The organism is Nocardiopsis quinghaiensis (assembly GCF_008638365.1).
Taxonomy (GTDB): Bacteria; Actinomycetota; Actinomycetes; order Streptosporangiales; family Streptosporangiaceae; genus Nocardiopsis; species Nocardiopsis quinghaiensis.
In genome coordinates, this window is sequence record NZ_VWVU01000032.1 from 14,934 (window position 1) to 41,403 (window position 26,470).

Consider the following 26,470-nt stretch of genomic DNA (forward strand, 5'->3'; position numbering starts at 1 on the left):
GGGACGCACCCGGCGGCCGCCGTCGCCGGAGTCACTCGGTACGCAGTCCCTCAGGGCTCGTCATCCGCCACAGGTACGGCAGGCTCGCCAGCGTCACCAGCGCGATCACGCCGAATCCGGCGCCCACGAGCGGGACGAAGCCCCACCAGTCGGTGACCGGGAGGCCGGCCAGCCGCAGCAGGAGGAGGCCGAGTCCGACCCCGCCGGCGACGGCGATCACCAGTCCGAGCACCACCGGGACCGCGGTCTGCCACAGCACCGACGCGGCGAGCGTGGAACGGCCGGTCCCGAAGGCGATCAGCACCGAGAGCTGTCGCCTGCGCTCCCGCAGCTGCTCGACCGTGGAGATGACCATGCTCGCCCCGATCACCAGCATCGTCAGGACGGCACCGGCCCGGAGCGCGTCGCCGATGTCCGCCAGCGCGCTGTTGCCGCTCACTTGATCCAGGGCGCGCAGGTAGATCGCGGGGCTGTCGACACCGACGTGGTTGCGCACGTGTTCGGCGGCGTCCGGGGCGCTCCCGTCGAGGGTGATGAGCACCGTGGACTCGAGGCTCTCCAGCTCCTCGGCGGGAAAGGCCGACGGGGTGAGGAACAGGCCCTGGGGGAGCTGCCCGGCCAGGGCGTCCGCGACCTGGGCCTCACGCACCGGCGGAACGGTCCAGGGGCGGGGCTCGGCGGTGGGATCGCCCGTACGGGCGTTGTCGAGGTCCAGCCGGTCCCCCGGACGCACGGCGGCCCTGTCACCCGCGACGAAGGCGTCACCATCAGAGCAGGAGGAGAACGTGATCAGCCTGTCCAGGGCGGCGCAGTCGGCGACGACGACCGCCCGCGTCTCCTGCGGCCCGTCGGCGCGGGGCGGGACGTCCGCCAGGGGAAGGTGGGCCACGAGGAAGGGGAAGGAGGACTCCACACCCCTGGCGCCGTCGATGCCGTGGGCGAACTCCGTGCCCTCGGCGCCGGTCTCCACCATGGCCGAGGCGAGCATCCGTACCCGTTCCGGGTCCGGGTCGCCGGCGGAGGGGACCTGGTCGTTCATCGCGGAGAACAGCATCTGGAGCGCGATCGCCCCGGCCACGGCGACGGTGACGCCGCTGACGGTACGGGCCGCGATCCCGCTGTTCAACTGCAGGCGCCGCGTGGCCATCTGCCACGACAGCGGACCACCGCGCAGACGGCCCACCACGGCCTCGACGACCCACGGCAGCAGCAGGGCGAACCCCGTCAGGGCCACTGCCACGCCGACGGCGACGGCCCATTCCGCGCCCTCGGAGTTCGTCCCCTGCCCGGGCACGAACAGGACGGCGCAGCCGACGGCCAGGATCACCACGCGCCACCACAGTCGCCGACCGCGGTCGGCGCCCTCCCGGAAGACGCCCAGCGGGCTGACCTCGACCTTGCGCAGCGCGAAGAGCGTCACCAGGACGGCGCTGGCCGGAACGAGCACCACGATGAGGGCGGCGAGCAGCGGCACCGGTGTGAGGTCCGCGGGCAGTACGCCCGAGCCCGGGAGCCGCACGTCGTCGGCGAACGTCCGGGCCACCAGGAAGAACCCGGTGCCGAGAACCAGGCCCAGGACCGCGCCGACGAGGGACTCGCCCGCGGCGATCCTCCGCGTCATCGCCCTGTCGGCGCCCACCAGCCGCAGCGCGGCCAGACGCTGGTCGCGGCTCTCGGCGCCGAAACGCATCGCGGTGAGGACGAAGGCGGCGATCGGCAGCAGCAGCACCACGATGATGACGACGACGAGCAGTACGAGCATCGCGGTCATGCCGCTGGCCGGCCGGTCCGCGCCGAAGCCGGAGACGGCGTACCGGTCCGGGTCCTGGGAGAGGGCGTCCGTGCCCAGGTAGAAGTAGAGCTCCTGCGGACCCCGCAGGCCTTCGGTGCCGATCACGCCGGCGACCGAGGCGCCGTCGAACCGTTCGGCGAGCAGGGCGCCCTCCGGGGAGCCCAGGAGGGCGCGCAGGGCCGGGGAGACGTAGAGTTCGCCCGCCTTCGGCAGCCGGTCGATCCCCGGCGGGTGGACGTCCGCGCGCGGGTTCCCGAGCGGTTCGAGCAGTATGCCCGTGAACATGTCGCCCCGGTACTCGACGATCTCCGGGTTCGCGAGAACCGTGTCCTCGGCGGCCCGCGCCCCCTCCTCCAGATACGCCGGTGCCCGCGCCTCCATCCGGTCCTGGGCCGCGGCGCGCACCGAGGGCGCCGCGGACGCCAGCAGGAGCACCATCACCCCCAGGCCCACACCCAGTGCCGTGAGCAGTGTTCCCGTCCAGCCCGCCCACCCGCCGTTCAGGGTGAACCTGGCTCCCATGGCCAGATCGCGGTACCACCGGCCGATCACGGCGCACCTCCGATTCCGGTGGCGGCGTCGAGGGCCTGGCCGTCGCGGACGACGACCTCGCGGTCCGAGTAGGCCGCGACCCGTACGTCGTGGGTGACCAGGACGACCGCGGCCCCGGTGTCGCGTGCGGCGCCCGTGAGCAGTTCCATGACGCGCTCTCCGTTGAGCGAGTCCAGTGCGCCGGTGGGCTCGTCGGCGAAGACCAGACGCGGGCCCGCCACCAGCGCCCGCGCGACGGCCACCCGCTGCCTCTGTCCGCCGGACACCTGGCCGGGGCGCTTGTCGCGGACGTCGTCCACTTCCAGGCGGGCCATCCACTCCATGGCGGAGGACTCCGCCTTCCCGCGCCCCACACCGGTCAGGCGCAGGGACAGCGCGACGTTCTCGACACAGGTCAGCTCCGGGACGAGCTGGCCGAACTGGAAGACGAAGCCGAAGTCGCCGCGCCTGAGCCTGCTGCGTTCGGCGTCGGACAGGGCCGACAGCTCGCGGCCGTCGTAGTGCACCGTTCCACCGTCGGGTTCGAGGATGCCCGCCAGGCAGTGCAGCAGTGTGGACTTGCCGGATCCGGACGGTCCCATGACGGCGACGACCTCGCCGGAGTCGATGGTGAACCCCGCTCCGTTCAGCGCGGCGGTCGAACCGAAGTACTTGCGAAGCCTGGTGGCGGTGAGCAGGGCTCCCGTGTTTCCGGCTGCGGTGGTGCCGCTCATGCGACCTCCCCGGCGAGCCGGTCGAGGCGGTCGGTGGCCAGTTCCAGCCACCGGATGTCGGCCTCCAGGTGGAACAGGGCGTGGTCGCAGACGAGGCGGTCGGCGAGGTCGCCCTCCGTCTTGCGGCGGGTGAGCTCGCGCATCAGGCGCAGGTGCTCGTTCCGCTGGACGTCCAGCAGGCCGGCGGCGTCACGGCCGGTGAGCAGCGCCAGCACGACCTTGGCGTAGAGGGTGTTCTGCAGGTACGGCTCGGGCTTCTCCGGCGTGGCGAGCCAGCGGCCGACATCGGTGATACCGGCGTCGGTGATGGCGTAGCGCTTGCGCTCGGGACCGCTTCCCGCCTCCACGCCGTCCACCTCGACGAGGCCGTTCCTCAGCAGGCGCGACATCGTGGAGTAGACCTGGCCGTAGTGCAGCGGGCGGTCGTGTCCGAACCGTTCGTCGAAGAGGCGCTTGAGGTCGTAGCCGTGGCGGGGGCCCGATTCGAGCAGACCGAGCAACGTGTTACCGATAGACATGACGGTGACTATACACAATATGTATACATGAGGTGTATAGAGGGTGCGGGTCGATGGCTGAAGAGTGCCCCGTGTCCCCGCCGGTGCGCCCCGGCGGCGCGAAGGTTCGGCCGGTCGACGCCACCACTGGTGGGGGCCTTGGATATCCGGGGTGAGTGACGGGGCCCGGACCGGGCATACACGCCGCATGGAACTGATCACCGCGGACGACGTCCGCGCCGCGCAGACCCGCCTGCAGGGGCAGATCGTGCGCACTCCTCTGACGGTGGGGCCGTCGGACGGACCGCCCTTCCTCCTGAAGCCGGAGAGCCTCCAGCCCACCGGGGCCTTCAAGCTCCGCGGCGCCACCAACGCCGTCGCCCTGCTCGACCCCGCCCAGCGCAGGACCGGCGTGGTGACCCACTCCTCGGGCAACCACGGCCAGGCACTCGCCTACGCGGCGGCCCGGCACGGGGTGCCCTGCACCGTCGTCGTCCCCGAGGGCTCTCCCAAGGTCAAGGTCGACCGCATACGCGCCTTCGGCGCCCGCGTCGTCACGGTGCCGCCCGACCAGCGCGAGACCACCGCCCGCGGACTCCAGGAGAGCGAGATGCTCGCCCTGGTCCCGCCCTTCGACGATCCCCGCGTCATCGCGGGTCAGGGCACCGTGGGCCTGGAGATCCTGGAGCAGTCCCCCGAGGTGACGACCATCGTCGTGCCCGTGGGCGGCGGAGGCCTGGCCTCGGGTGTGGCCACCGCCGCCCGGACCGTCCGACCCCACCACGTCCGCGTCGTGGGCGTGGAGCCCGAGCTGGCCGCCGACGCCGCCGAGAGCCTGCGCATCGGGAGCCTCGTCACCTGGACGCCCGAGCGCACCGGCCGCACCATGGCCGACGGTGTGCGCGTCTGCCTGTCCGAGCGCACCTTCGCCCACCTCAGCGCCCGCCTGGACGACATCGTCACCGTGACCGAGGAGGAGATCGCCCACGCCGTCGCCGTTCTCGCCCACGGATCGCGCCTGGTGACCGAACCCAGCGGTGCCCTGGCCGCGGCCGCCATCCTCACGGGACGCGTGGCCACGGTCCCCGGCCGTTCGGAGGAGACGGTCGCGGTCGTCTCGGGAGGGAACGTGGACCCGGAGGTGTTCGCCCGCCTGGTGGCGTGATCGGCGACCAGCCCTCACGCTCTGACGCATACCGGTGACCACCGGCTCCGGGAGTGCCGGGAGGGCCGGGCCACGGAAAACCGGTGGCCCCGACCGCTGCGGCCACAGAACAATGGAGCCCATGACCCATGTCCGGAATCCTCCTTCCGTCCGCCCGCTCGCCCTGGTCACGGGCGTGGGCCGCACCGTCGGTATCGGCTCCGCCGTCGCCCGCCGGCTGGCGGCGTCGGGCTGGGACACGGCCTTCACCTACTGGACGCCCTACGACGCGCGCATGGACTGGGGCGTCGAACCCGGCGCGGCCGACGCCGTGCTCGCCTCCCTGGCCGAGCACGGCGCCCGCGCCGTCGCCGTCGAGGCCGACCTGGAGGATCCCCACGCCCCCGCCCGCGTCTTCGACACCGTCGAGGAACGACTGGGCGGTGTGAGCGCGCTGGTCATGTGCCACTGCGAGTCGGTCGACTCCGGGCTGCTGGATACCACCGTGGAGAGCTTCGACCGGCACTTCGCCGTCAACGCCCGCGCCACATGGCAGCTGGTCCGCGAGTTCGGACTGCGCTTTCGGGGCGAGCACGGAACCGGGCGGATCATCGCCCTCACCAGCGACCACACCGTCGGCAACCTGCCCTACGGCGCGAGCAAGGGCGCCCTGGACCGCATCGTGCTCTCCGCCGCCCGGGAACTCGCCCACCTGGGAGTGACCGCCAACGCCGTCAACCCGGGTCCCGTCGACACCGGCTGGATGTCGGAGCGGACCAGGGCCGAGTGCGCCGGCCGCACTCCGCTGGGGCGCCTGGGCACTCCGGACGACACCGCGGACCTGGTGGACTTCCTCTGCTCGGTCCGGGGCCGGTGGGTCAACGGCCAGCTGCTGATGAGCGACGGGGGCGTCTCCGCCTGACGGCTGGCGGGAAGAAGCGGCACGCCGTCACCGGGTGGGACCTCAGGCGTGGGGCGCGCTGCCGTTGCGTCCGTTCCCGGACTCGGGGGAAACCTGCCAGCGGGCGGAGTCCCGCTGGTGGGCGGGCTCCTGCCGGCGTACGGAGTCCCGCCGGTGCTCGCCGGCCCGGGTGGTCCGGGCGGCGCGGTCCTCGCGGCGGCGCATGGCCATGTCGGACAGGACGGCCAGGCCGAAGGTGACGATGATCGCGGAAACGATCAGCACGGTCCACAGCGCGGTGCCGAAGGAGGACGGATCGGTCACTGGGCTCTCCGAAGGGGGTCGTCGTGGGCATGCCGACACGGCAACCGTAATAGGCGTTAACTTCCGAACCCAGTGTGCGCGTGAGTGAACTGCGCCATATGTGCCGTGACACCACGGCGCGCATGGCGGACGAGCACGACGAAGGGCCCGGGAAGGTGCCGGAGCACCTCCCGGGCCCGAGGCCGGCGGGCGGGAACCGCTACAGGATCGAACCGGGGGAGTAGGCGGCCGCCTCCGGGCGCGCGGCCGTGATCTCCTCGATCCGGGCCACCACGGCCGCCACCTGGTCGGCGGCGGCACCGGTGAAGGTGATCCGGTCGGCCAGCAGCGCGTCCAGCTCCGCGCGGTCCAGGGGGAAGCGCTCGTCCCGCGCCAGACGGTCCAGCAACTGGTTGCCCGCACCCTCCTGGCGCATCGCCAGGGCCGAACCCACGGCGTGCTCCTTGATGAGCTCGTGGGCGGTCTCGCGGCCCACACCGGCGCGCACGGCGGCCATCAGCATCTTGGTCGTGGCCAGGAACGGCAGGTAGCGGTCGAGTTCGGCGGAGACCACCGCGGGGAAGGCCCCGAACTCGTCCAGTACCGTCAGCATCGTCTCGACCAGGCCGTCGAAGGCGAAGAACGCGTCCGGCAGCGCCACCCGGCGCACCACCGAGCAGGACACGTCGCCCTCGTTCCACTGGTCGCCCGCCAGCTCACCGGCCATGGACGCGTACCCGCGCAGGATCACGGTCAGCCCGTTGACCCGCTCGCAGGAACGTGTGTTCATCTTGTGCGGCATCGCCGAGGAACCCACCTGGCCCTCGGCGAACCCCTCGGTGACCAGCTCCTGTCCGGCCATCAGCCGGATGGTCTTCGCCAGGGACGAGGGACCGGCGGCCAGCTGCACCAGCGCGGTCAGCACCTCGTAGTCCAGTGAGCGCGGGTACACCTGGCCCACACTCGTGAACCGCCGCTCGAAGCCCAGGTACGCGGCCACCTCGTTCTCCAGCGAGGTCAGCGCCTCGCGGTCCCCGCCCAGCAGATCCAGCATGTCCTGCGCGGTGCCCACCGGGCCCTTGATCCCGCGCAGCGGGTAACGGGCGATCAGCTCCTCCAGCCGCCCGTGGGCGACCAGCACCTCGTCGGCGATCGACGCGAACCGCTTGCCCAGCGTCGTGGCCTGGGCCGCCACGTTGTGGGACCGGCCCGCCATCACCGTCTCGCCGTACTGGGCCGACAACCCTCCCAGCCGGGCCAGCAGCGCCACCACGCGGTCGCGCGCCAGCAGAAGGCTGTCGCGCACCTGCAGCTGCTCGACGTTCTCGGTCAGGTCACGCGAGGTCATGCCCTTGTGGACGTGCTCGTGGCCGGCGAGGGCGTTGAACTCCTCGATACGGGCCTTCACGTCGTGCCGGGTGACCCGCTCGCGCTCGGCGATGGAGGCCAGGTCCACCTGCTCCAGGACCTTCTCGTAGTCCTCGACCACACCGGCGGGCACGTCCACGCCCAGACGCGCCTGGGCGCGCAGCACGGCCAGCCACAGCCGCCGCTCGGCGACCACCTTGCACTCGGGGGACCACAGCCGGGCCAGCTCCGCGGACGCGTAGCGGGCAGCCAGGACATCGGGGATCAGAGGTTTCGCGCTCACGTCGTCCGACCCTATCGCCCTGAGCTGCTACGTCCGTGCCCCGGCCCGCGCCTTCGGCGACCCGCCCCCCGCCGGTGGGCCCGGCCCCACCCCCGACCGTGGGGCGGAACCGGTTCTCCTCGCCTCCCGGTCTGCCTAACGTTGGGCGCATGACCACGTTCGACGCGTTCACGGGCCCCGGGGCGCCGTCGCGCCGACCCGCCCGCGCGCCGGACCCCGCGCGAGCACGAGGTGCTCGCCCTGATGGCCGAGGGGCACTCCAACGGGGCGACCGCCCGCCGACCCGTGGTCAGCGGCGCCGCCGTCGGCGAGCACGTGGGCAACATCCCGGCCGAGTCGACCTGCCGCCGGACGAGGACGTGCACCGCCGAGTCCCTGCGCTCCTGGCCCACCTCCGAGGCCGTCCGGCCTGAACCGCGGACCGGGCCCGCGCCCTCGGACGGCAGGGACGGGCCCACTCCGGTGGCGGCGCTCACCCGGCGTTGGGCGCGCACCAGTCGACCAGGACGACGGGCTCATCGCCCACGACCCAGGCGTCGTGCCCGGGCGGGACGAACGCGACCTGCCCGGCACGGAGGTCGCGCTCGGTGCCGTCGTCCATCCGGCAGCGCAGGGTGCCCGACACGATGTGGGCGCAGTGGGTCTTCGTGCACGTCTCGGTCCCCTCGATGGGCCGCACGTGCTCGGACCAGCGCCAACCGGGCTGGAAGCTCAGCCGCGCGACGCCCTGGCCGCCGACCCGCACGACGTCGACACGTCCCCTCTCGAACTCCTGGCTCTGCTCGGGCTCATCGAACTCGGCCACCTGGAAGGTGTTCCCGGACTCCTCGTCCCAGGCCTGCACCATGGACTGGTGCGCGATGCGCCCGTCCCGCAGGTCCAGCATGGTCATGCTCATGACCTGGTTGCCGTCGGGATAGGTGCACCGTTCGGTGTAGGCGGCGTGCTCGGGGCTCGCCACGCACTGGAGCACCTCGTGGGTCATCTCGCGCGAGGAGAGGTCCCTCAGGGCCGCTCCGATCTCGTCCCTGCCGTGCAGGACCATGGGCGAGCCGGGCGGGGTGCGCCGGTCGAACATCTCCATCTCGGCGGCGTCGTCGTACTGGGCGATCATGGAGTCGGCGTCGGAGGCCTCCACGGCCCGGGTGTAGCGGTCGACGTCGAAGTGCGCGCGGGGCTGCGTTGGTGCGGACATGGTCTTGCTCCTTCCTCGCCGGGACCCTCTCCGGTGAGGGCGGTCCCACTACCCAGACTGCGCCTGCCGTGTTCCTCGATTCGCTCAAGCCCCGGTCATGGATCGGACTCGTCGTGGACCCGCCCGGGGCCCCGGCGGCACCGGACGTATCGTGGGACCAGAGCCCGACACACGGTGCGAACCCCCTCGCAGCCCGGAGGAGACCGGATGCAGCCGACCGTCGCCGCCCCCGAGAGCGTCACCTGGAAGATCCACCTGGACCGGTCGATGTGGGTGGCGGGTGTGCGGGCCCTGATGCTCCAGGCACTGCACCCGGTGGCCATGCAGGGGGTGTGGCAGCGTTCGGACTTCCGCTCCGACCCCACCGGCCGCCTGCTGCGCACCGCCCACTTCGTGGCCGTCACCACCTACGGCAGTCCCGTCGAGGCCGACGAGCTCGGCGAGCGCATCCGCCGGGTGCACCGCGCCCTGTCCTTCACCGACCCCTCCACAGGGCGCCGCCACCGGGTGGACCAGCACGACCTGCTGGTGTGGGTGCACTGCGCGGAGGTCTCCTCCTATCTGGAGACCGCCCACCGCTCGGGGGTCGCGCTGACCGGCCGGGAGGTGGACCGGTACATCGACGAGCAGTCGCACACCGCCACCTACGTGGGCCTGTCACGCGAGGACGTGCCGCGCGGCCTCGCCGACATGCGCCGCTACCTCGCCTCGGTCCGGCCCGTCCTGCGCGCCACCCCCGAGGCACGCCAGGCGGTGCGGTTCCTGCTGTGGCCCAAGGTGCCCGAACACCTGTCCTGGCTGGCCCCGCTCAGGCCGCTCTGGTTCCCGGTCGGAGCCCTGTCCTACGCGACCCTGCCCGCGTGGGCGCGCAGTGCCTACGGGATCCTGCCCGAGGTGCCCGGCGGGGAGGCCGCGGCCACCGCGTCGCTGCGGGCCCTGCGCACCGCCCTGAACCGGGTTCCCGAGCGCTACTACAACCTCGTCTTCGACGAGGCCACCGTGCGCAGCGCCGACGAGGCCAGGCAGCGCCTGCTGGAGGCCGGATACGAGATCGGGAACGGGTTCCGGGCCCTGCGCGCCCGCACCCTCTTCCGCGCGCCGTCCGTACCGCGTCCCCGCGCTCCGGCCGAGGCCTGACCAGTGCGGTGACCGCAGGGGTTCGTCGGGACATGCCCGACCACGGTGATCTTGCTCCCAGTGGCACTGCCGGCGCTCCACGGTGACGCTGGGAGCAAGATCAACGCAGGGGAACCTCCTGGTTCACACCCACGGCGCTTTCGACCAGTCCACCAGGCGGGGAGCGGTCGCTGCCGGGCACGCGGGGCGTGCTCCGGATAGCGTGGGGAGTTCCCGCTGCTGAGGGGGGCTTCGCCGATGAAGCGCCGGGTACGCCAGTACGGCCTCGTCATGGGAGTGTGCCTGGCCCTGTTCGCCGGTGCGCTGCCCGTGTACTACCTGTTCGGCACCGGATGGGCGGTGGCCATGTGCGCGGTGGCGGCCTTCCTGCCGCCCGTCGCCGTGACCCTGGGCAACCTCGCCGACCCCGACGACCCAGGGGACCACGACACCAGGTACGGGCCCAACGCCGACTGAGCGCGTGCGGCCGGAAGGCGCGCGGGGCCGTGGGCGGGCAGTCCCGCATGGTGCCTCCGGCGCGCCCGCGCGTAGTATTCCGGCGGGATCGGGCACCGTGCGCCGCCGTGGCGACGGGAGCCCGGAGCGGCGCACGGCGGGGGAGACGCGGTGACACACACCAGTACCGGGGGAACCGGGACGGACGGGCGGACCGACGGTGTCCGCATGCTGTGCGTGCACCACGACGATCCCCGGGTGGCGGGGCTGCTCGCGGGGCTGCGGGAGGAGTACACCGAGCGCTACGGCGCCGAGGGCGCGGCCAACGAGATGGCGCGCTACCCGGTGACCGAGTTCGCCGCCCCGCACGGCCGCATCGTGCTGGCCGAGGAGGACGGGGAGGTCGTCGCCGGAGGGGCCGTGCGCCCCTACAAGAAGGACCGCGCCGCGATGGCCGGCACCGCCGAGTTCAAGCGCATCTGGACCTCGAACCGGCACCGCCGCCGCGGCCTGGCGCGCAGGGTGATGACCGCTCTGGAGGAGGCCGCCCGCGACCTCGGTTACACGGGGGTCCTGCTGTTCACCGGTCCCTCCCAGCCCGAGGCGGTCGCCTTCTACGAGCGGATCGGCTACCGGCCGGTCGACCCGGCCGACATCGACGAGCTGCCCTACCGGTCCGCCATCCCCTTCGCCCGCGACCTGGCCTGAGCACCGGGGGCGCAACGGGAACTCGTGCGACGTTGTTATGGGGACCGCTATGCCCACGGGGCGGCCGGGTGTTCGCGCTCCCCCGTACGATGGGCGGCGACGGCCGTCACCAGCGGTCACTCCGATAAATGCGACGAGGAGAGCACGACGTGAGCGAGCAGCAGCGCCCCCGGGACGAGACGAACGCCCCCGTGTTCAGTCCACGCAAGAACGGGCAGGCGCAGTCGGTCTCCGACGAGCTCGCCGCGTGGATGAGCACCGGGTGGGCCGACACCGAACTGCGCGACCTGGAGCCCGTCGAGCAGGCGGAGCACACCGCCCGCCGCCGCGCCGCGATCAGCGCGGCCTTCCCCGGGGACCGGCTCGTGGTTCCGGCGGGACAGCTGATCACCCGCTCCAACGACACCGAGTACCCCTTCCGCGCCGCCACCGACTACGCCTACCTCACCGGTGACACCTCCGACGGCGGCTGCCTGGTGTTCACACCCGGCGCCGGGGGCGGCCACGACGTGGTCCTGTACCTCAAGCCCCGCTCCAACCGCGACAACGGCGAGTTCTGGCTGGGCGGCTACGGCGAGCTGTGGACCGGCCGCCGCAACAGCCTCTCCGAGGCAGCCGACCTGCTCGGCGTGGCCACCGCCGACGTGACCACCCTGGCCGGCGCGCTGCGCTCCGGTGAGGCCACCACCCGTATCGTGCGCGGCCACGACGCCGCGCTCGACGCCCTGGTCGACGAGCTGCGCGCCGACCCCGACGAGGAGTCCCGGGCCAAGTCCGCCCAGCTCGACGAGGACCTCTCCGTCACCCTGGCCGACCACCGCCTGGTCAAGGACGAGTGGGAGGTCGCCCAGCTCCAGCTGGCCGTGGACGCCACCGTGCGCGGCTTCAACGACGTCGTGAAGGCGCTGCCGCAGGCCAAGGACACCTCCGAGCGCTACATCGAGGGCACGTTCTTCCTGCGCGCCCGTGTGGAGGGCAACGACGTCGGCTACGGCACCATCGCCGCCTCCGGTTCCAACGCCACCACCCTGCACTGGACCCGCAACGACGGCCCGGTGCGCGAGGGCGACCTGCTGCTGCTGGACGCGGGTGTGGAGACCACCACCCTGTACACCGCCGACGTCACCCGCACCATGCCGGTGTCGGGCACCTTCACCGACGTCCAGCGCCGGGTCTACGACCTGGTGTACGCCGCCCAGGAGGCCGGGATCGCCGCCGTCGCCCCGGGGAAGCCGTTCACGGCCTTCCACGAGGCGTCCCAGCGGGTGCTGGCCGAGGGCCTCGTCGAGTGGGGCCTGCTGGAGGGGCCGGTCGAGCGCGTCCTGGAACTGGGCCTGCAGCGCCGCTACACCCTGCACGGCACCGGGCACATGCTCGGTATGGACGTGCACGACTGCGCGGTCTCCCGCCAGGAGGTGCACCTGTACGGCGACCTGAAGCCGGGCATGGCGCTCACCGTCGAGCCGGGCCTGTACTTCCAGCCCGACGACCTGACCGTTCCCGAGGAGCTGCGCGGCGTCGGCGTGCGGATCGAGGACGACGTCCTGGTCACCGAGGAGGGCCGCACGGTCATGTCGGCCGGTCTGCCGCGCTCCTCCGCCGAGGTGGAGGCCTGGCTGGCCGAGCGCCTGCCGCGCTAGGCTCATCCCCGCGACGCGTGCGAGGGGCCGCGCCCCACCGCTCCGGTGGGGCGGCCCCTCACCTGTCAGGGATGAGAACCCGCACCGGGCCCGGCCCGCAGCGGGCGCGACTGGCTCCGACGGCCCCGCGTTCACCGGAGCGCGGGGCCGTGTCGCCTCTTCCGTCAGTCGAGGACGGCGAACGCCTCGACCTCGACGAGCACGTCGGGCTCGAACAGGTAGTCGACGCCGATGAGTGACACGGGCGGCCACGGCCGCGGCATCCCGAGCTCGTCGGCGACACGCTCGACGCCCGCCATGAAGTCGTCCATCTTCTCGGGGCTCCAGCGCGTGACGAAGAACCTGAGGCGCACGACATCGGCGAAGCTCGCTCCGGCGCCGGTCAGCCCGAGCGCGGCGTTGCGCAGGGCCTGCGCGACCTGGCCGGTGAGGTCGCCCGGCGCGACGGGGTTCGCCTCGGCGTCGCGCGCGATCTGGCCGGCCACGTGCACCTGGCGGGTGCCCGTGCCGATCGCGACATGGTGGTAGGGCACGGGCTGCATCATGCCCTCGGGGGTGAACAGTCGCACGGTCATGGGAGGTCCCCTCGTTTGTCCATCGGTAGGTATCTAAGGTCTACTTGGTATACGTAGGGAACTTCAACGAAACCAGGTGTCATGCAGGAAACCGGCCACCTCGCGTCCGACGGCCAGATCACCGGGGCGCACCGCGAGCTGCTCGACCAGGTGCTCGACAAATGGTCGCTTCAGGTGCTCGACCAGTTGTGCGAGCAGCCCCTGCGCTTCAACGCGCTACGCCGCGCGATCCCCCTTGTGACACAGAAGTCGCTTACGGCGGCGCTGCGGCGCCTCGAACGCAACGGGATGGTCGAACGCGTCATCGCGAGCTCGCGGCCCCTCGCCGTCGAGTACCGCATCACGCCGCTGGGAAAGACCCTCCAGGATCTGGTCGACGCGCTCCTGCGCTGGTCCACCGTCAACCTGCCCAGCGTGCAGCGCGCACGCGAACGGTTCGATGACGAGGCGTGACGGGAGTCCTTCCCCTTCGGCTCCCCGCGTGGCCTGCCATGAATCTACGTCGTAAAGGTGTTGCTCTACCGAATCACTCTGGTCGCGTGACGGCGACATCCCTCAGAACGGACACCGCCGCACGCGCCGTCGTTTCGCGAAGCAGGGGACACGTTCCACCAGCACCGGCGGGTACCGAACGCCCTGGCCCCGGCTCAGGCCAGCGGGGTGGCGAGCCGGGCCAGGTCGTCCTCCAGGAGCGGTCCGACGAAAGCGCGGGTCCGGGCGGCGGTGTCGCGGTCGTGGCCGCGCGGCGTGGGCTCGGTGAACATGATCAGGTACAGGTAGACCCGGTACAGGGTGAGTCTGCGCAGTAGTTCCGGTGTGAAGTCGACACGGCCGCCCGCCTCGCGGTAGCCCTCCAGGAACGCGGTGTCCTCGCGGATGTCGCCGAAGAGCGCCAGGGACACCAGTTCGGCCGCCGGGTCGCCCCAGAAGGCGCGCTCGGCGTCGATGATCCCCGAGAGGCCGGGGGAGCCCGCCCCGTCGCGGCCGGCGACCAGGACGTTGCCGTCCCACAGGTCGAAGTGCGTGAGCACCGGGGTGCGCACCGCGGCCAGGTGGACGAGGTTGGCCGACACCAGCCGTAGGACCCGTGCCCCGCCGCCGGGCAGCTCGACGGCGAACCGGGAGGCGTCGGCCACCACCGCCTCCACCATCGCGCCGAACGCCTCGGGCCAGGTGTGTGCCCGCGGTCCCGCCTGCGCCGGGTAGCCGAACCCGTGTCCGGTGACGGTGTGCAGGGCCGCCACGGCCCGTCCCAGTTCGCGGCGGACCGGGGCCAGCCGCCGCGGGGCCAGGCCGGACCGGACGTCGTTCAGGGGTGTTCCGGGCAGGTGGCTGAGGAACAGGTACTCGCGGCGCGGGTCTCCGGGCACCGTGCCCGCGTGCAGGACCTCGGGCACGAGCGGACCGGCCACGGGGCGGACCCGCTCGTAGGCCATCGCCTCGGTGCCCATGATGCCGTGCTCGTAGGTGAGCCGGGGGCGGTCGGGAGGGGGAGCCAGTTTGAGTACCGAGCGGCGGCCGTCGTGCAGGAGGAGGCGGCGCACGGTGTTGTAGGTGCCTCCGGTGAGCACCGCCTGTTCGCGTACACGGGCGTCCTCGCCGAACGCGGCGCGCACGAGTGCGTCCAGGGTGGCGTCGTCGGGGGGCAGTCCGGTGGGGGACGAGGGCGTCATGTTCCTAATTTAGGCGGGCCGGAACATCGGAGATAGATCCCGTCCGTCCTGGATCCGGTTTTCGGGGCCCGTCCGGCCTGCGGGGCCGCGCGTCCGGGGTCGTGTCGTCGTGAGGTTTCGCGGGGGCCGATCGGGATAGCCGGGATGGGGAGGGGCCGCGGACGGCGGCCACGGCAGAGGAGGGGGAGGACATGGGTGCGTTCTCGGGATCGGCCATGGTCCGCACGGTGATGCTCGGCCTCGCCGCGGGGTCGCGCGGCACACTCGGGAGCGCACCGTTGTGGGCCGTCTCCGGGCCGGGCAAGCGTGTGTCCATGGCGCTGGTCGTCCTGGGGGAGTTCTCCGGGGACAAGGTCCCGGGCATTCCCAGTCGCCTCGCCTGGCCGAGCCTGGCGGCCAGGGTCGCCAGCGCGGGTACCGGCGGGGCCCTGCTGGCCCGCTCCCTTGGCGCGCCGGCCGCTCTGGGGGCCGTGATCGCGGCCGGGGCCTCCCCGGTGGGTGCCGCCGCGGGTGTGGGGTGGCGCCGGTACTGGAACGGTACCGGGCGTCCTGGGTGGATCGGCGGTGTCCTGGAGGACGCCTGCGTGGTCGCGCTCGCCGGGGCCGCCTGCCGGGGTGTGTCCGCGGACGCCTCCGCTGAGGACTGAGGCGGTACGGCGACGGAGTCCGCGGGCTGTTTCGCCGCGTTCGGGAGGGCTCGCGTGACTATGGTCAAGAACACCACCGTTCGGGGAACGGGCGGACGGTCTGAGGCGTTGGGATGGCTTTGGGGAGGTTCGTAGGAACCCCCGGCCACATCCGATCGACCATCACGACCAGAGGACACCTGTGACAGGGCAGCCCAGTTCCCCCGAGGCCGACGGCGGTTCGGTCCAACAGCGCGGCGGCGACGCGCGCGCCAACCGCTTCGTCATCCCGCTGCTCCTGATGTCGGCGTTCGTCGTGATCCTGAACGAGACGATCATGGGTGTGGCCCTGCCCGCCCTGACCCGGGACCTGGGTGTCTCCGTCGCCACCGGGCAGTGGCTGACCTCGGCCTTCATGCTCGTGATGGCCGTGGTGATCCCCGCGACGGGGTACCTGCTCCAGCGTTTCCACGTGCGTCGGGTGTTCATCGCGGCGATGACTCTGTTCAGCCTGGGCACGCTGCTGTGCTTCCTCGCGCCCGGGTTCGGCTTCCTGCTCGTGGGCCGGGTGGTCCAGGCGACGGGAACGGCCATCATGATGCCGCTGCTCATGACGACCGTGCTGAACCTCGTGCCGCAGGACCGCCGTGGCCGCACCATGGGCAACATCTCCATCGTCATGTCCGTGGCGCCCGCGGTCGGCCCGACGATGGCGGGTCTCATCCTCAGCGTGCTCGACTGGCGGTGGATGTTCGGGCTCGTCCTGCCCATCGCCCTCCTGGGCCTGGTCATGGGCGCGCTCTTCATCCGCAACCTCACCGAACCGCGTGCCGCCAGCATCGACCTGCTCTCGCTGCCGGTGTCGGCGCTGGCGTTCGGCGGGCTCGTCTACGGCTTCTCGGGTCTGGGTGAGGGGGAGGCCACCGCCGTGGTCCCGCCCGCCGCGGCGATCGGGGTGGGGGCCGTGTCGCTGGTGCTGTTCGTGTGGCGTCAGTTGCGTCTACAGCGTGAGGACCGGGCCCTGCTTGATCTGCGTGTGTTCCGCTCGACGCAGTTCTCCGTCTCCATCGGCCTGGTCATGATCAGTTTCATGGCCTTGTTCGGCACCCTCATCCTGCTGCCGGTCTACATGCAGAACGTTCTGGGCCACGACACGCTCGTCACCGGTCTGACCCTGCTGCCGGGCGGTCTGGCGATGGGTCTGCTCGCTCCCGTGGTGGGGCGTCTCTACGACCGTGTCGGTCCGCGCCCCCTGGTCATCCCGGGTGCGGCGGTGGTGTCGCTGGTGCTGTGGGGCATGACCCTCTTCGACGCCCACACTCCGGTCGGCCTGATCGTCACCGCCCACGTCCTGCTCAGCGGGGGACTGGGCCTCATGTTCACGCCGCTGCTCACCGGTGCCCTGGGGTCGCTTCGGCCCGAGCTGTACTCGCATGGCAGCGCCGTGGTCGGCACCGTGCAGCAGGTCGCCGGCGCGGCCGGCACGGCGACGTTCGTGGCGGTCATGTCCGCTACCTCGGCGGGCCTGCTCACCGACGGGTTCACGGAGGTCGGGGCCCAGGCGGGCGGCGTTCACGCCGCCTTCCTGCTCGGCGCGGTGGTCTCGGTCGTGGCCTTCGTCCTGACGTTCTTCGTGCGTCGGGTGGGGCCGGGCGTTCCGGAGGGCGCCCCGGCCGTTCGCTAGGGGCGCCGAAGGGTGTGCCGGGGGCCGGACACGGAGGGGCGTCTCCTCCGTGTCCGGCTTCCTCCGTCTTCGGGGCGGGCCGGGTTCGGACCGTCGCGGTGCCGGGTAGGAGGTCGGCGCAGAACCGATACCCGCCCGGGAGAGACTCATGGCACGACTGATCGACCTGCACGGCACCGCGATGGGGGAGTTCGACCGACGGGTGCGTGAGGTCAGGTTGACGGACTGGGCGCTGCCCACGCCCTGCGCCGACTGGGACGTGCACGACCTGGTCAACCACCTGACCACCGAGCAGCTGTGGGTGCCGACCCTGCTGGGCGGCGCGCGTGTGGAGGAGGTCGGTGACCGCTTCGAGGGGGACAACCTGGGGGAGGAGCCCATCACCACCTGGGAGGTCGCCGCCCGTGAGGCCCGTGCGGCCTGGTTGGCGCCGTCCTCCCTGGAGAGCACGGTGCACCTGTCCTTCGGTGACGCGCCGGCCGAGCTCTACCTGTGGCAGATGACCTTCGACCTGACGGTGCACGCCTGGGACCTGGCCCGTGCCCTGGGCGTGGACGAGACCCTGGACCCGGACCTGGCCAAGGAGGTCCACACCTGGGCGAGCGGTCAGGGGTTCGGCCCGGGACCGATGTTCGAGGCGCCTGTGGAGGTGGGCCCCGAGGCAGGTGTCCAGGACCGGCTCATCGCCCTCACCGGCAGGACGCCCTGAGCACGACGGGTTCGGTGCGGAGGCTGGGCGGTGCGGCCCGGCGGCGCGGGGCACGCACCCCGAAGCCGGGAGGGGCGGCAGGTTTGGGCGGTGCGGCCCTCGGTCAGTGCGCCTGGGAGGAGACGCTTTTCCGTCCGGCTCTCGGAGCCGGGAGACCCAGGGGGCAGCATGCGCGCGGTACGGGTACACGAGTACGGTGAGGGCCCTTCCGTCGACGAGGTCCCCGATCCGCGGGTCAGGGGACCGTTGGACGTCCTGGTGCAGGTCAACGCCGCGGGGGTGTGCCGGACCGACCTGCACATCGTCGAGGGCCAGTGGGCCGAGAAGAGCGGGGTCGCCCTGCCCTACGTCCTGGGACACGAGAACGCGGGGACCGTGGTCGAGATCGGCTCGGCCGTCACCAACGTCCTGGTCGGGGACAAGGTGATCCTGCACCCGCTGGTCACGTGCGGGCTGTGCCGTCCCTGCCGTGCGGGCGATGACGTCCACTGCGAGAACTCCTCCTTTCCCGGTGTCGACGCCGACGGCGGGATGGCCGAACTGCTGCTCACCAACGCCCGTTCCTGCGTCAAGCTCCCCGAGGGGCTGGCGCCCGTGGACGTGGCCGCGCTGGCCGACGCCGGGCTCACCGCCTACCACGCCGTGCGCAGGGCGGTCCCGCTGCTCCACCCGGGGGCGCACGCGGTGCTGGTCGGAGCCGGGGGCCTGGGCCACCTCGGGATCCAGGTGCTCACCGCGCTCAGCCCCGCCGAGCTGACCGTCGTGGACCGTTCGGAGGAGGCGCTGCGTGTGGCCGCGGACCTCGGTGCCGAGCACACGGTGTCGGCCGACGGCACCCAGGTCGATGCGGTCGCCGACATCACCGGTGGCAGGGGCGCGCAGGTGGTGCTCGACTTCGTCGGTGAGGGCGGCACCGAGAAGGAGGGCGTGGCCATGACCCGCGACGCCGGGAGCTACTTCGTCATCGGTTACGGCGGTGCGCTCGACATCGCGACCATCGACGTCATCTCTCGTGAGATCTCCGTGGTGGGCAACCTGGTGGGCAGCTACAACGACCTGGACGAGCTCATGCGCCTGGCCGCCCGGGGCAGGGTTCGCCAGCGCACGCGGACCTATTCGCTGGAGGCCGCCCCCGCGGCCTTCGACGATCTCGACCACGGGCGGCTGCCGGGGGCGCGGGCGGTTCTGGAGCCCGCCCCGGGCTGAACCGGGAGCGCCCGCGCCGTGCCGGTGCCGGGGGTCGCGCCGTGTCGGCTTCCGGCCGCCCCGAAGGTGTCACAGACTGTGACGAGTCTTCGACGCGGTGCGTGGAGGGGACTGAGGACATTGACCGCACACGAGGGAGGGCACCGCCGTTGGAGGCCACGATCACTCTGTATGTCGACGGTGGGAGACACGATCTGACCGTCGACACCCGTACCACCCTGCTGGACGCGTTGCGTGACCGGTTGGGGGTGACCTCGCCCAAGAAGGGCTGTGACCACGGCCAGTGCGGAGCGTGCACGGTCCTGTTGGAGGGGCGTCGCGTCGTGTCCTGTCTGGCTTTGGCGGTCGCCCATGACGGGGCCCGTGTCACCACCGCCGCCGGGCTCGCCGAGGAGGGACGGCTGCACCCCGTCGCCCGCGCCTTCGTCGACCACGACGGTTTCCAGTGCGGCTACTGCACGCCCGGGCAGGTCTGTTCGGCGGTGGGCATGTTGGAGGAGGTCGCCGCCGACTGGCCCAGTCACGTCACCGAGGGCCTGGACGCGCCGGTGCGCCTGAGCGATGAGGAGATCCGCGAGCGTATGAGCGGCAACCTGTGCCGTTGCGGCGCCTACGTCAACATCGTCGCCGCGATCAGGGAGGCCGCCCGGTGAAACCGTTCGACTACAGCAGGCCCGCCGAGGCCTCCGCCGCCGTCGCCGCGGTCGCCGGTGATCCCGGGGCCGCCTACATCGGTGGGGGCACCAACCTGGTCGACCGTATGAAGCTGGGTGTCACCGAGCCCACCACGCTGGTGGACGTGCGCAACCTGCTCAGCGACCGGATCGAGGAGTTGCCCGACGGCCGGATCCGCGTCGGAGGCGCCGTGCCCAACAGCGACCTGGCGGCCCATCCGGAGGTGCGCAGGCGCTTTCCCGTCCTCTCCCAGGCCCTGTTGGCAGGTGCCTCCGGGCAGTTGCGCAACGTGGCCACCACCGGTGGCAACCTCCTGCAGCGCACACGGTGTGTGTACTTCCAGAACCGTGCCATGCCCTGCAACAAGCGTGAACCCGGCACGGGTTGTTCGGCGGTGGAGGGTTATGGCCGCTACAACGCCGTCCTGGGCGCCTCCGAGCACTGTGTGGCCACCCATCCCTCCGACATGGCGGTCGCGATGACCGCCCTGGGCGCGCGGGCGCACGTGCTCGGCCCCGCCGGTGAGCGCACCGTGGACCTGCCCGGCCTGCACCGGCTGCCCGGTGCGGAGCCCGAGCGCGACACCGTCCTGGAGCACGGTGACCTGATCACCGCCGTGGACCTGCCCCACCTGCCGTTGGCCCTGCGGTCGACCTACCGCAAAGTGCGCAACCGCGCCTCCTACGCCTTCGCGTTGGTGTCGGTGGCCGCCGCGCTCGACGTCGTGGACGGCACCGTGGTGGACGCGCGGGTGGCTTTTGGCGGTTTGGCGCACGCGCCCTGGCGTGCCCACCGGGCCGAGGAGGCGCTGCGCGGGGGACCGGCGACCGAGGAGGCCTTCCGTGAGGCCGGACGGGTCGAACTCGCCGACGCCGACACCGGGCCGGACAACGCCTTCAAGGTCCCCATGGCCGTCAACACCCTGGCCCTGGTCCTGCGCGGGTTGACCGACGAGGAGGCACGATGACCGAGACGTCGCAGCCGCGGGCCGTGGGGCGGCCGCTGGCCCGGTTGGAGGGTGCGGACAAGGTCACCGGGCGGGCGCCCTACGCCTACGAGCATCCGTTCGACGACCCCCTGTACCTGCATCCGGTGCTGTCCACCTTCGCGCGGGGGCGCGTCACCGGTGTCGACGCCTCGGGGGCCGAGGCGCTGGAGGGGGTGCGTGCCGTTCTGACCTCCGCCAACGCCGAGCGGCTCGCCGACACCGAGGACCGGGAGTTCGCCGTCCTGCAGTCCGAGGAGGTGGCCTTCCACGGCCAGTTCGTCGCCGCGGTCGTCGCCGACACACCGGAGGTCGCCCGGCAGGCGGCCGGACTGGTGCGGGTGGACTCTGAGAGGTCGCCGCACGATGTGGTGCTGACCGGTGACCATGAGGGGTTGTACCGGCCCGGGAGCGAGGACGGGCCCGCCTCCGACACCGAGCAGGGTGATGTGGGGGCGGCGCTGGAGCGCGCCGAGGTTCTGGTCGACCACACCTACCGCACGCCCACGGAGCACAACAACCCCATGGAGCCGCACACCACCGTGGCCCTGTGGGAGGAGGGGGCACAGCGCCTGACCCTCTACGACTCCACCCAGGGTGTGCACGTGGTCCGCGCGTCGGTGGCCACGGTGTTCGGTCTGGAGCTGGATCAGGTCAGGGTGGTCGCGCCCCATGTGGGGGGTGGTTTCGGTTCGAAGGGGGAGGCGCACGCCCACGACGTCCTGGCCGCGATGGCCGCACGTGCCCTGCCCGGGCGGCCGGTCAAGTTCGCGCTGACCCGGCAGCAGATGTTCTGCCTGGTCGGCTACCGCACCCCCACGATCCAGAGGGTGCGCCTGGGCGCCGACCGGAACGGGCGGTTGGGCGTGCTCGTCCACGACTCGGTGGAGCAGACCTCGACCGTCAAGGAGTTCTCCGAACAGAGCGCGATGTGCTCGCGGTGGATGTACGCCGCGCCCCACCGCCGCACCACCCACCGGACGGCCGCTCTGGACGTGCCCGTCAACTTCTGGATGCGTGCCCCGGGTGAGGCGCCGGGGATGTACGCGCTGGAGGCGGCCATGGACGAGCTCGCCCAGGCGTGCGGGCTCGACCCGGTGGAGTTGCGGGTGCGCAACGAGCCCGGGACCGACCCCCAGAGCGGTAACCCGTGGTCGGACCGGCAGCTGGTCAGGTGTCTGCGTGAGGGCGCTGAGCGCTTTGGCTGGTACGGGCGTGATCCCGCTCCCCGGTCCCGCCGCGAGGGGAACTGGATGGTCGGTACCGGTGTGGCCGCGGCGAGCTATCCGCACCTGTTCAATCCGGGTTCGGTGGCCCGTGTCCGTTACGGCGACGACGGTCGTTACGAGGTGGGGATCGGTGCGGTGGACATCGGTACGGGGGCGTGGACCGCGCTCACCCAGATCGCGGCGGACGCCCTGGGCTGCTCCGCGGAGGGGGTGCGGTTGCGCATCGGTGACACGGATCTGCCCACGGCCTCGGTCGCGGGCGGCTCCAGCGGTACCAGTTCCTGGGGCACGGCGATCGTGACCGCGGCCCGTGCCTTCCGCGCGGAGCACGGGGACTCCCCGGCGCCGGGCGCGAGCTCGCAGGCGAGCGCGGCGCAGGACACCGTCGACGAGGGGTATGCGGTCTACTCCTTCGGGGCGCACTTCGCCGAGGTGCGGGTGCACGCCGACACGGGTGAGATCCGGGTGCCGCGCATGTTCGGCATGTTCTCGGTGGGGCGGGTGGTCAATCCGCGCATGGTGCGTTCGCAGTTCCTGGGCGGGATGGTCATGGGGATGTCGATGGCACTGCACGAGGAGAGCTTCCGGGATCCGCGTCATGGCCATGTCGCCAACGGGGACTTCGCCGAGTACCACATCCCCACCAACGCCGACGTGGGTGATCTTCGGGTCGACTGGTTGGAGGGGGAGGATCCGCGTGCCACCCCGATGGGGTCGCGGGGCGTGGGCGAGATCGGCATCGTGGGTACGGCCGCGGCGGTGGCCAACGCCGTGCACCACGCCACGGGTGTGCGGGTCCGTGACCTGCCGGTCACACCGGACAAGGTGTTGGGCTGAGGACCGGGGCGCCGGCCGGAGTCAGGTGCGGGGCGCACTCACCAGGGACGGGCACACGTCCGTGTCCACGCCGGGCGACCACAGGACCGACACGGGCTCGCGGTCGCCGACGTGCACGCCCGCGGCCTGGAGCAGGTCGCCCCGGTAGGTCCAGGAGGGCGCGTGGTACAGGGGCCAGGGCTGGTGTCGCACCCGGATCCACCAGGTGCGGCCCGCGTGGCGGGTGTGCAGGCCCCACCGCGCGGTGACGAAGCGCTCCAGTGAGGAGGGGCGGTCCACGTGTTCGCCCACGGTGACCCGCCAGCGTCCCCGGGCCCCGCCCCGGGGCAGGCGGCGGCGCACCGCGCCCGCGTGCACGTCGCCCCGGGAGCGCAGGGAGACGTCCGACCACATGTAGGGCAGGCCCGTCAGGGTGCGGGCCGCCAGGACGTTGTGGGCCGAGTCGGCGTCCATGGACAGGAAGACCACGCCTTGGCGGCCGTACTCGTCCACGGAGTACAGGCGCACGTTGACCTCGCCGAATCCGCCGACCGGGATCCCTGCGGCCGTGGTGGACGGGACGCGGAAGGCCACGAGTCCGACGTAGGTGAGTCCGTCCAGTACGTCGGGCCGGATGTGCTCGGGCAGCAGCGGCGCCACCCGCTCGGGCGGGAGCGCCCAGTGCGTGAAGACCACCTCGTTCCAGCTCTGCCTGAGCAGCGGCGGTCCGGGCAGCGGAGGCGGCTCGGCGGGGGGCGGTGGCCGCCGGATCGCGTGTGTGGACGGCTCCTGCACAGGCTTTCCCTCCGGGTGTTCGTGGGGCGGTGTGGGGCGCCCGGGGATATGACATCACGGTGCGGGGCGGACACGGCTCCTGGGGCACCGCGAACGCGTGTGTCCGCCCGCCCCCATGGGACGGGCGGACACACGTGCCCGGTTTCCCGAAGGACTACTCCAGGGTGTCCTTGAGCTTGCCCATGACGCCCTCGCCCTTGGTGGCCTTGGACGGGCCCTTGGTCGAGCCCTCGCCGCTGGGCTCACCGTTGGTTCCGTACAGCTTGGGGTCCGCGGGCGGCGCGGAGCCCGGACCGCCGAGGGGCTCGGGCTGGTCGAGGTAGCGCAGTTCGTGCCGGCCGTCGGGAGCGGGCCTGTTCGCCCAGCGGGCCTGGGCGGCGTCGGTGCCGTCGGACAGGCCCCAGATGGTGTTGGCGTGCTCCTGGTTCTCCTCGTCGAAGAGTGCGGTGGGAGCGATCTCGCCCTCCATGCCGTCCTCCTGTAGTTCCTCGATGGCGGCCAGCCACATGTTCTGGTGGACGGTGTCCCGGGCCAGGTTGAACTGGAGCATCGCCTTGACGCCGGGGTCGTCGGTCATGTTGTACAGCCGCGCGGTCTGGAGCCGGCCCTGGGCCTCGGCGGCGACGTTGGCGCGGAAGTCCGCCAGCAGGTTGCCGCTGGCCACGATGTACTTGCCGTTCCAGGGGGTGCCCGCGGAGTCGGCGGGCACGGCGCCGCCTCCGGAGACGATGGCCTGCTGGGGGTTCATACCGCCCACGAGCGCCGCCACCACCGGGTCCTCGACGGCCTTGGCCACGGTGGTGGCCGGGGCGCCCTCCAGCAGGCGCGCCACCATGGTGGCGAGCATCTCGACGTGGCCGATCTCCTCGGTGGCCACGTCCATGATCAGATCCTTGTACTTGCCCTCGATACGGCAGTTCCAGCCCTGGAACAGGTACTGCATGGTGACGGTCATCTCGCCGAAGGCGCCGCCGATGAGTTCCTGGAGCTTCATCGCGAAGAGCGCGTCGGGCGCCTCGGGCTTGGCCTCGAACTGCAGGTGTTTGGTGTGTCGGAACATGGTTTCGCCTCATCACTGGGGGATGTGGTCGTAACACTGTCTGTCGTCGGGCCCGCTACCCGGGTGCCTGGGGCGCATGCGTCGTTGGAGGAGAGTTTGTTCTCCGTGGACCGCCTTCGGGCCCGTGTGGTAGCCGGCCGGTGGCGGGGTAGGCGGTAGTGGTCGTCGAAGGAGTGAAGGAGCGAGGAACGAGATGCTGGAGGCGCTGTCCCCTCCCTGGCCGCTGGGGTGGAGTGTGGGGCTCTTCGCCCTGGTGGCCGTGGTGACGGTGGTGGCCAGCGTCAGGATGGCGGCGCTGGGCGATGTCCTGGCCGATCGCACCGGGTGGGGGGAGGCGGTCTTCGGCGCGGTCTTCTTCGGTCTGGCGACCTCCCTGTCGGGGATCGTGATGACGGCGGTCAGTGCCTCGGTGGACCATCCGGGGCTGGCCTACAGCAACGCCGTGGGGGGCATCGCCGCGCAGACGCTCGCGCTGGCGGTGGCCGACTTCTTCTACCGGCGCGCCAATCTGGAGCACGCCGCGGCCTCCTCGGCCAACCTGCTCTTCTGCTGCATGCTGATCGGGTTGTTGGCGTTGGCGTTGCTGACGGCCTTCGGTCCGGATGTGGTGCTCCTGGGTGTGCATCCGGCCTCGGTCGGGCTGGTGCTGTTCTACGCGGGTGGGCTCTGGCTGATCCGCAAGGAGCACAAGCATCCGATGTGGCGGGCCGTGCGTACCACCGAGACGGTGATGGACGTTCCCGAGGACGAGGGCGCGGACGGTACCGGAGAGGGCGCCGGTGTGGGGACCACCGTGCTGTGGGCGCGGTTCCTGGTGGTGGGTGCCGTCGTGGCCGTGGGCGGGTGGGCTCTGGCCCGGTCGGCCGCGACGATCGTGGAGACCACGGGGCTCAACGCGGGTCTGGTGGGCGCTGTGGCGATGGGCGCGGTCAACGCCCTGCCCGAGACGGTCGCGGCGGTCGCGGCGGTCCGGCGTGGCGCGATGACGCTGGCGGTGGCCGCCGTCATCGGCGGTAACAGCCTGGACGTGCTCAACCTGGCCGTGGGCGACGTCTTCTACCGGCGGGGCTCGCTGTTCCACGCCGCAACGGCGGACGAGTTGTTCCTGACGGCCGGGGCGCTGCTGATGACCGTGGTGCTGCTGGCCGGGCTCATCCTGCGTCAGGTACGCGGTTGGGGCCGGATCGGTTTCGAGGGTGTGCTGTTGATCGCGGTCTACGCGGGGATCGTCGGGGTGCTGGCCTTCTGAGGCGGGGGCGGCTCCGGGGCCCGTTCAGCGCACCTGGTGCAGGCGGACGCTGTGCAGGTGCGCGTCCTGGACGGTCGCCGTCATGTAGGTGTGGTGGGGTTGGCGGCGCCGGTCGGTGGGCGAGCCGGGGTTGAGCAGCCGCAGCCCGGAGGGGGCGGTGGTGTCCCAGGGGATGTGGGAGTGCCCGAACACCAGCACGTCGCAGTCGGCGAAGCGTTCCTGGCAGCGTTTCTCGCGTCCCCGCGCGTCGCCGGTCTCGTGTACGACGGCCAGGCGCACTCCGTCGAGGGTGGTGCGGGCGACCTCGGGCAGGCGCGCGCGCAGGTCGGGGCCGTCGTTGTTGCCGTACACGCCGACCAGGCGCTCGGTCCGCGCCTGGAGGCGTTCCAGGCTGGCCAGGTCGCACCAGTCCCCGGCGTGGACCACCGCGTCGGCTCGTTCGACCTCCCGCCACACCTGGTCGGGCAGGTCGCGCGCGCGGCGCGGGATGTGGGTGTCGGACACGATCAGCACACGCATG

Annotated in this window: 26 protein-coding genes and 1 pseudogene; 16 read left to right on the forward strand and 11 right to left on the reverse strand. The window is 72.1% G+C overall.

The features are described 5' to 3' along the window. Window positions 1–31: 31 nt before the first annotated feature. The 3 genes from FYX01_RS23425 to FYX01_RS23435 are packed head-to-tail and all read right to left on the reverse strand — an operon-like array spanning window position 32 to window position 3,575. Window positions 32–2,344: an FtsX-like permease family protein gene (locus tag FYX01_RS23425; protein ID WP_150245118.1), complete on the reverse strand. Its 2,313-nt coding sequence runs from the start codon at window positions 2,342–2,344 to the stop codon at window positions 32–34. Beyond that, window positions 2,341–3,057, reverse strand: coding sequence for an ABC transporter ATP-binding protein (locus tag FYX01_RS23430; RefSeq protein WP_150245121.1), 717 nt, complete (start codon window positions 3,055–3,057; stop codon window positions 2,341–2,343). The genes FYX01_RS23425 and FYX01_RS23430 overlap by 4 nt, the downstream gene beginning before the upstream one ends. Next, complete coding sequence (locus tag FYX01_RS23435; RefSeq protein ID WP_150245124.1) at window positions 3,054–3,575, reverse strand: PadR family transcriptional regulator; 522 nt, start codon at window positions 3,573–3,575, stop codon at window positions 3,054–3,056. The genes FYX01_RS23430 and FYX01_RS23435 overlap by 4 nt, the downstream gene beginning before the upstream one ends. A gap of 187 nt (window positions 3,576–3,762) precedes the next feature. Here FYX01_RS23435 and FYX01_RS23440 point away from each other — a divergent pair, with 187 nt between their 5' ends. Beyond that, the gene (locus FYX01_RS23440; protein ID WP_150245128.1) at window positions 3,763–4,719 is read left to right on the forward strand and encodes a threonine ammonia-lyase; all 957 of its coding nucleotides are present in this window, start codon (window positions 3,763–3,765) and stop codon (window positions 4,717–4,719) included. A gap of 121 nt (window positions 4,720–4,840) precedes the next feature. Next, window positions 4,841–5,620: an SDR family oxidoreductase gene (locus tag FYX01_RS23445; RefSeq protein ID WP_150245131.1), complete on the forward strand. Its 780-nt coding sequence runs from the start codon at window positions 4,841–4,843 to the stop codon at window positions 5,618–5,620. 42 nt (window positions 5,621–5,662) lie between these two features. Here the strand turns inward: FYX01_RS23445 and FYX01_RS26890 are convergent, their stop codons facing one another. Continuing rightward, the gene (locus tag FYX01_RS26890) at window positions 5,663–5,923 is read right to left on the reverse strand and encodes a histidine kinase (protein ID WP_223830612.1); all 261 of its coding nucleotides are present in this window, start codon (window positions 5,921–5,923) and stop codon (window positions 5,663–5,665) included. Between the two features lie 199 nt (window positions 5,924–6,122). Next, entirely contained in the window at window positions 6,123–7,553 is a 1,431-nt protein-coding gene (gene purB / locus FYX01_RS23455) for an adenylosuccinate lyase (protein WP_150245134.1), read from the reverse strand. Between the two features lie 183 nt (window positions 7,554–7,736). On the opposite strand from purB, the pseudogene FYX01_RS26895 reads away from it, so the two are divergent. Next, a pseudogene (locus FYX01_RS26895) lies at window positions 7,737–7,966 on the forward strand (LuxR C-terminal-related transcriptional regulator); the annotation flags it as partial. Window positions 7,967–8,025: 59 nt separating this feature from the next. Here FYX01_RS26895 and FYX01_RS23465 read toward each other — a convergent pair. After that, the gene (locus tag FYX01_RS23465; RefSeq protein WP_150245137.1) at window positions 8,026–8,748 is read right to left on the reverse strand and encodes a nuclear transport factor 2 family protein; all 723 of its coding nucleotides are present in this window, start codon (window positions 8,746–8,748) and stop codon (window positions 8,026–8,028) included. 207 nt (window positions 8,749–8,955) lie between these two features. On the opposite strand from FYX01_RS23465, the gene FYX01_RS23470 reads away from it, so the two are divergent. The 4 genes from FYX01_RS23470 to FYX01_RS23485 all read left to right on the forward strand — a co-directional run bounded on the left by FYX01_RS23470 (window position 8,956) and on the right by FYX01_RS23485 (window position 12,668). Next, entirely contained in the window at window positions 8,956–9,885 is a 930-nt protein-coding gene (locus FYX01_RS23470; RefSeq protein WP_150245140.1) for an oxygenase MpaB family protein, read from the forward strand. A gap of 237 nt (window positions 9,886–10,122) precedes the next feature. Further along, window positions 10,123–10,341: a DUF3099 domain-containing protein gene (locus FYX01_RS23475; RefSeq protein ID WP_150245143.1), complete on the forward strand. Its 219-nt coding sequence runs from the start codon at window positions 10,123–10,125 to the stop codon at window positions 10,339–10,341. A 150-nt stretch (window positions 10,342–10,491) separates the two neighbouring features. After that, entirely contained in the window at window positions 10,492–11,028 is a 537-nt protein-coding gene (locus tag FYX01_RS23480) for a GNAT family N-acetyltransferase (protein WP_394350504.1), read from the forward strand. Window positions 11,029–11,177: 149 nt separating this feature from the next. Next, window positions 11,178–12,668 (forward strand): aminopeptidase P family protein, encoded by a 1,491-nt coding sequence (locus FYX01_RS23485; protein ID WP_150245146.1) that lies wholly within the window; start codon window positions 11,178–11,180, stop codon window positions 12,666–12,668. 164 nt (window positions 12,669–12,832) lie between these two features. On the opposite strand, the gene FYX01_RS23490 is transcribed toward FYX01_RS23485, so the two are convergent. Continuing rightward, window positions 12,833–13,243: a RidA family protein gene (locus FYX01_RS23490; RefSeq protein WP_150245149.1), complete on the reverse strand. Its 411-nt coding sequence runs from the start codon at window positions 13,241–13,243 to the stop codon at window positions 12,833–12,835. 81 nt (window positions 13,244–13,324) lie between these two features. On the opposite strand from FYX01_RS23490, the gene FYX01_RS23495 reads away from it, so the two are divergent. Further along, window positions 13,325–13,696 carry a winged helix-turn-helix transcriptional regulator gene (locus FYX01_RS23495; RefSeq protein WP_150245152.1) on the forward strand — a complete coding sequence of 124 codons (372 nt, stop codon included), beginning with the start codon at window positions 13,325–13,327 and terminating at the stop codon, window positions 13,694–13,696. 194 nt (window positions 13,697–13,890) lie between these two features. On the opposite strand, the gene FYX01_RS23500 is transcribed toward FYX01_RS23495, so the two are convergent. Next, the gene (locus FYX01_RS23500) at window positions 13,891–14,916 is read right to left on the reverse strand and encodes a phosphotransferase family protein (protein WP_150245155.1); all 1,026 of its coding nucleotides are present in this window, start codon (window positions 14,914–14,916) and stop codon (window positions 13,891–13,893) included. 191 nt (window positions 14,917–15,107) lie between these two features. Here FYX01_RS23500 and FYX01_RS23505 point away from each other — a divergent pair, with 191 nt between their 5' ends. The 7 genes from FYX01_RS23505 (at window position 15,108) to FYX01_RS23535 (ending at window position 22,867) form a co-directional block, all read left to right on the forward strand. Beyond that, window positions 15,108–15,563, forward strand: a complete 456-nt coding sequence (locus FYX01_RS23505) for a hypothetical protein (protein ID WP_150245158.1) — start codon at window positions 15,108–15,110, stop codon at window positions 15,561–15,563. A gap of 181 nt (window positions 15,564–15,744) precedes the next feature. Next, the gene (locus FYX01_RS23510; protein ID WP_223830613.1) at window positions 15,745–17,226 is read left to right on the forward strand and encodes an MDR family MFS transporter; all 1,482 of its coding nucleotides are present in this window, start codon (window positions 15,745–15,747) and stop codon (window positions 17,224–17,226) included. Between the two features lie 148 nt (window positions 17,227–17,374). Then, window positions 17,375–17,935, forward strand: a complete 561-nt coding sequence (locus tag FYX01_RS23515) for a TIGR03086 family metal-binding protein (RefSeq protein ID WP_150245162.1) — start codon at window positions 17,375–17,377, stop codon at window positions 17,933–17,935. Between the two features lie 168 nt (window positions 17,936–18,103). Then, window positions 18,104–19,141 carry an NAD(P)-dependent alcohol dehydrogenase gene (locus tag FYX01_RS23520; protein WP_150245165.1) on the forward strand — a complete coding sequence of 346 codons (1,038 nt, stop codon included), beginning with the start codon at window positions 18,104–18,106 and terminating at the stop codon, window positions 19,139–19,141. A gap of 149 nt (window positions 19,142–19,290) precedes the next feature. Then, a complete protein-coding gene (locus FYX01_RS23525) occupies window positions 19,291–19,794 on the forward strand; it encodes a 2Fe-2S iron-sulfur cluster-binding protein (RefSeq protein ID WP_150245168.1) in 504 nt (167 codons plus the stop codon). Beyond that, on the forward strand, window positions 19,791–20,783 hold the full coding sequence (locus tag FYX01_RS23530) for an FAD binding domain-containing protein (RefSeq protein WP_150245172.1): 993 nt from the start codon (window positions 19,791–19,793) through the stop codon (window positions 20,781–20,783). Before FYX01_RS23525 ends, FYX01_RS23530 begins: the two co-directional genes overlap by 4 nt. Further along, complete coding sequence (locus FYX01_RS23535; protein WP_150245175.1) at window positions 20,780–22,867, forward strand: xanthine dehydrogenase family protein molybdopterin-binding subunit; 2,088 nt, start codon at window positions 20,780–20,782, stop codon at window positions 22,865–22,867. The genes FYX01_RS23530 and FYX01_RS23535 overlap by 4 nt, the downstream gene beginning before the upstream one ends. Before the next feature lie 21 nt (window positions 22,868–22,888). Here FYX01_RS23535 and FYX01_RS23540 read toward each other — a convergent pair whose 3' ends face one another. Together FYX01_RS23540 and FYX01_RS23545 are read right to left on the reverse strand one after the other, a co-directional pair. Next, window positions 22,889–23,641 carry a YqjF family protein gene (locus tag FYX01_RS23540; RefSeq protein ID WP_223830614.1) on the reverse strand — a complete coding sequence of 251 codons (753 nt, stop codon included), beginning with the start codon at window positions 23,639–23,641 and terminating at the stop codon, window positions 22,889–22,891. Between the two features lie 154 nt (window positions 23,642–23,795). Then, window positions 23,796–24,701, reverse strand: a complete 906-nt coding sequence (locus FYX01_RS23545) for a manganese catalase (RefSeq protein ID WP_150245179.1) — start codon at window positions 24,699–24,701, stop codon at window positions 23,796–23,798. Window positions 24,702–24,894: 193 nt separating this feature from the next. Here FYX01_RS23545 and FYX01_RS23550 point away from each other — a divergent pair, with 193 nt between their 5' ends. Next, window positions 24,895–25,950 (forward strand): sodium:calcium antiporter, encoded by a 1,056-nt coding sequence (locus FYX01_RS23550; RefSeq protein WP_150245183.1) that lies wholly within the window; start codon window positions 24,895–24,897, stop codon window positions 25,948–25,950. A 24-nt stretch (window positions 25,951–25,974) separates the two neighbouring features. On the opposite strand, the gene FYX01_RS23555 is transcribed toward FYX01_RS23550, so the two are convergent. Then, window positions 25,975–26,469, reverse strand: coding sequence for a metallophosphoesterase family protein (locus tag FYX01_RS23555; RefSeq protein ID WP_150245186.1), 495 nt, complete (start codon window positions 26,467–26,469; stop codon window positions 25,975–25,977). Between the last annotated feature and the right edge of the window lies 1 nt (window position 26,470).

Excerpts from the sequence above, each read along its gene's own strand:
- FYX01_RS23430 (WP_150245121.1), bottom strand. The coding sequence starts at position 3,057 with ATGAGCGGCACCACCGCAGCCGGAAACACGGGAGCCCTGCTCACCGCC.
- FYX01_RS23435 (WP_150245124.1), bottom strand. The coding sequence starts at position 3,575 with ATGTCTATCGGTAACACGTTGCTCGGTCTGCTCGAATCGGGCCCCCGC.
- FYX01_RS23440 (WP_150245128.1), top strand. The coding sequence starts at position 3,763 with ATGGAACTGATCACCGCGGACGACGTCCGCGCCGCGCAGACCCGCCTG.
- FYX01_RS23445 (WP_150245131.1), top strand. The coding sequence starts at position 4,841 with ATGACCCATGTCCGGAATCCTCCTTCCGTCCGCCCGCTCGCCCTGGTC.
- FYX01_RS23465 (WP_150245137.1), bottom strand. The coding sequence starts at position 8,748 with ATGTCCGCACCAACGCAGCCCCGCGCGCACTTCGACGTCGACCGCTAC.
- FYX01_RS23470 (WP_150245140.1), top strand. The coding sequence starts at position 8,956 with ATGCAGCCGACCGTCGCCGCCCCCGAGAGCGTCACCTGGAAGATCCAC.
- FYX01_RS23475 (WP_150245143.1), top strand. The coding sequence starts at position 10,123 with ATGAAGCGCCGGGTACGCCAGTACGGCCTCGTCATGGGAGTGTGCCTG.
- FYX01_RS23490 (WP_150245149.1), bottom strand. The coding sequence starts at position 13,243 with ATGACCGTGCGACTGTTCACCCCCGAGGGCATGATGCAGCCCGTGCCC.
- FYX01_RS23495 (WP_150245152.1), top strand. The coding sequence starts at position 13,325 with ATGCAGGAAACCGGCCACCTCGCGTCCGACGGCCAGATCACCGGGGCG.
- FYX01_RS23500 (WP_150245155.1), bottom strand. The coding sequence starts at position 14,916 with ATGACGCCCTCGTCCCCCACCGGACTGCCCCCCGACGACGCCACCCTG.
- FYX01_RS23505 (WP_150245158.1), top strand. The coding sequence starts at position 15,108 with ATGGGTGCGTTCTCGGGATCGGCCATGGTCCGCACGGTGATGCTCGGC.
- FYX01_RS23515 (WP_150245162.1), top strand. The coding sequence starts at position 17,375 with ATGGCACGACTGATCGACCTGCACGGCACCGCGATGGGGGAGTTCGAC.
- FYX01_RS23520 (WP_150245165.1), top strand. The coding sequence starts at position 18,104 with ATGCGCGCGGTACGGGTACACGAGTACGGTGAGGGCCCTTCCGTCGAC.
- FYX01_RS23535 (WP_150245175.1), top strand. The coding sequence starts at position 20,780 with ATGACCGAGACGTCGCAGCCGCGGGCCGTGGGGCGGCCGCTGGCCCGG.
- FYX01_RS23545 (WP_150245179.1), bottom strand. The coding sequence starts at position 24,701 with ATGTTCCGACACACCAAACACCTGCAGTTCGAGGCCAAGCCCGAGGCG.
- FYX01_RS23550 (WP_150245183.1), top strand. The coding sequence starts at position 24,895 with ATGCTGGAGGCGCTGTCCCCTCCCTGGCCGCTGGGGTGGAGTGTGGGG.
- FYX01_RS23555 (WP_150245186.1), bottom strand. The coding sequence starts at position 26,469 with ATGCGTGTGCTGATCGTGTCCGACACCCACATCCCGCGCCGCGCGCGC.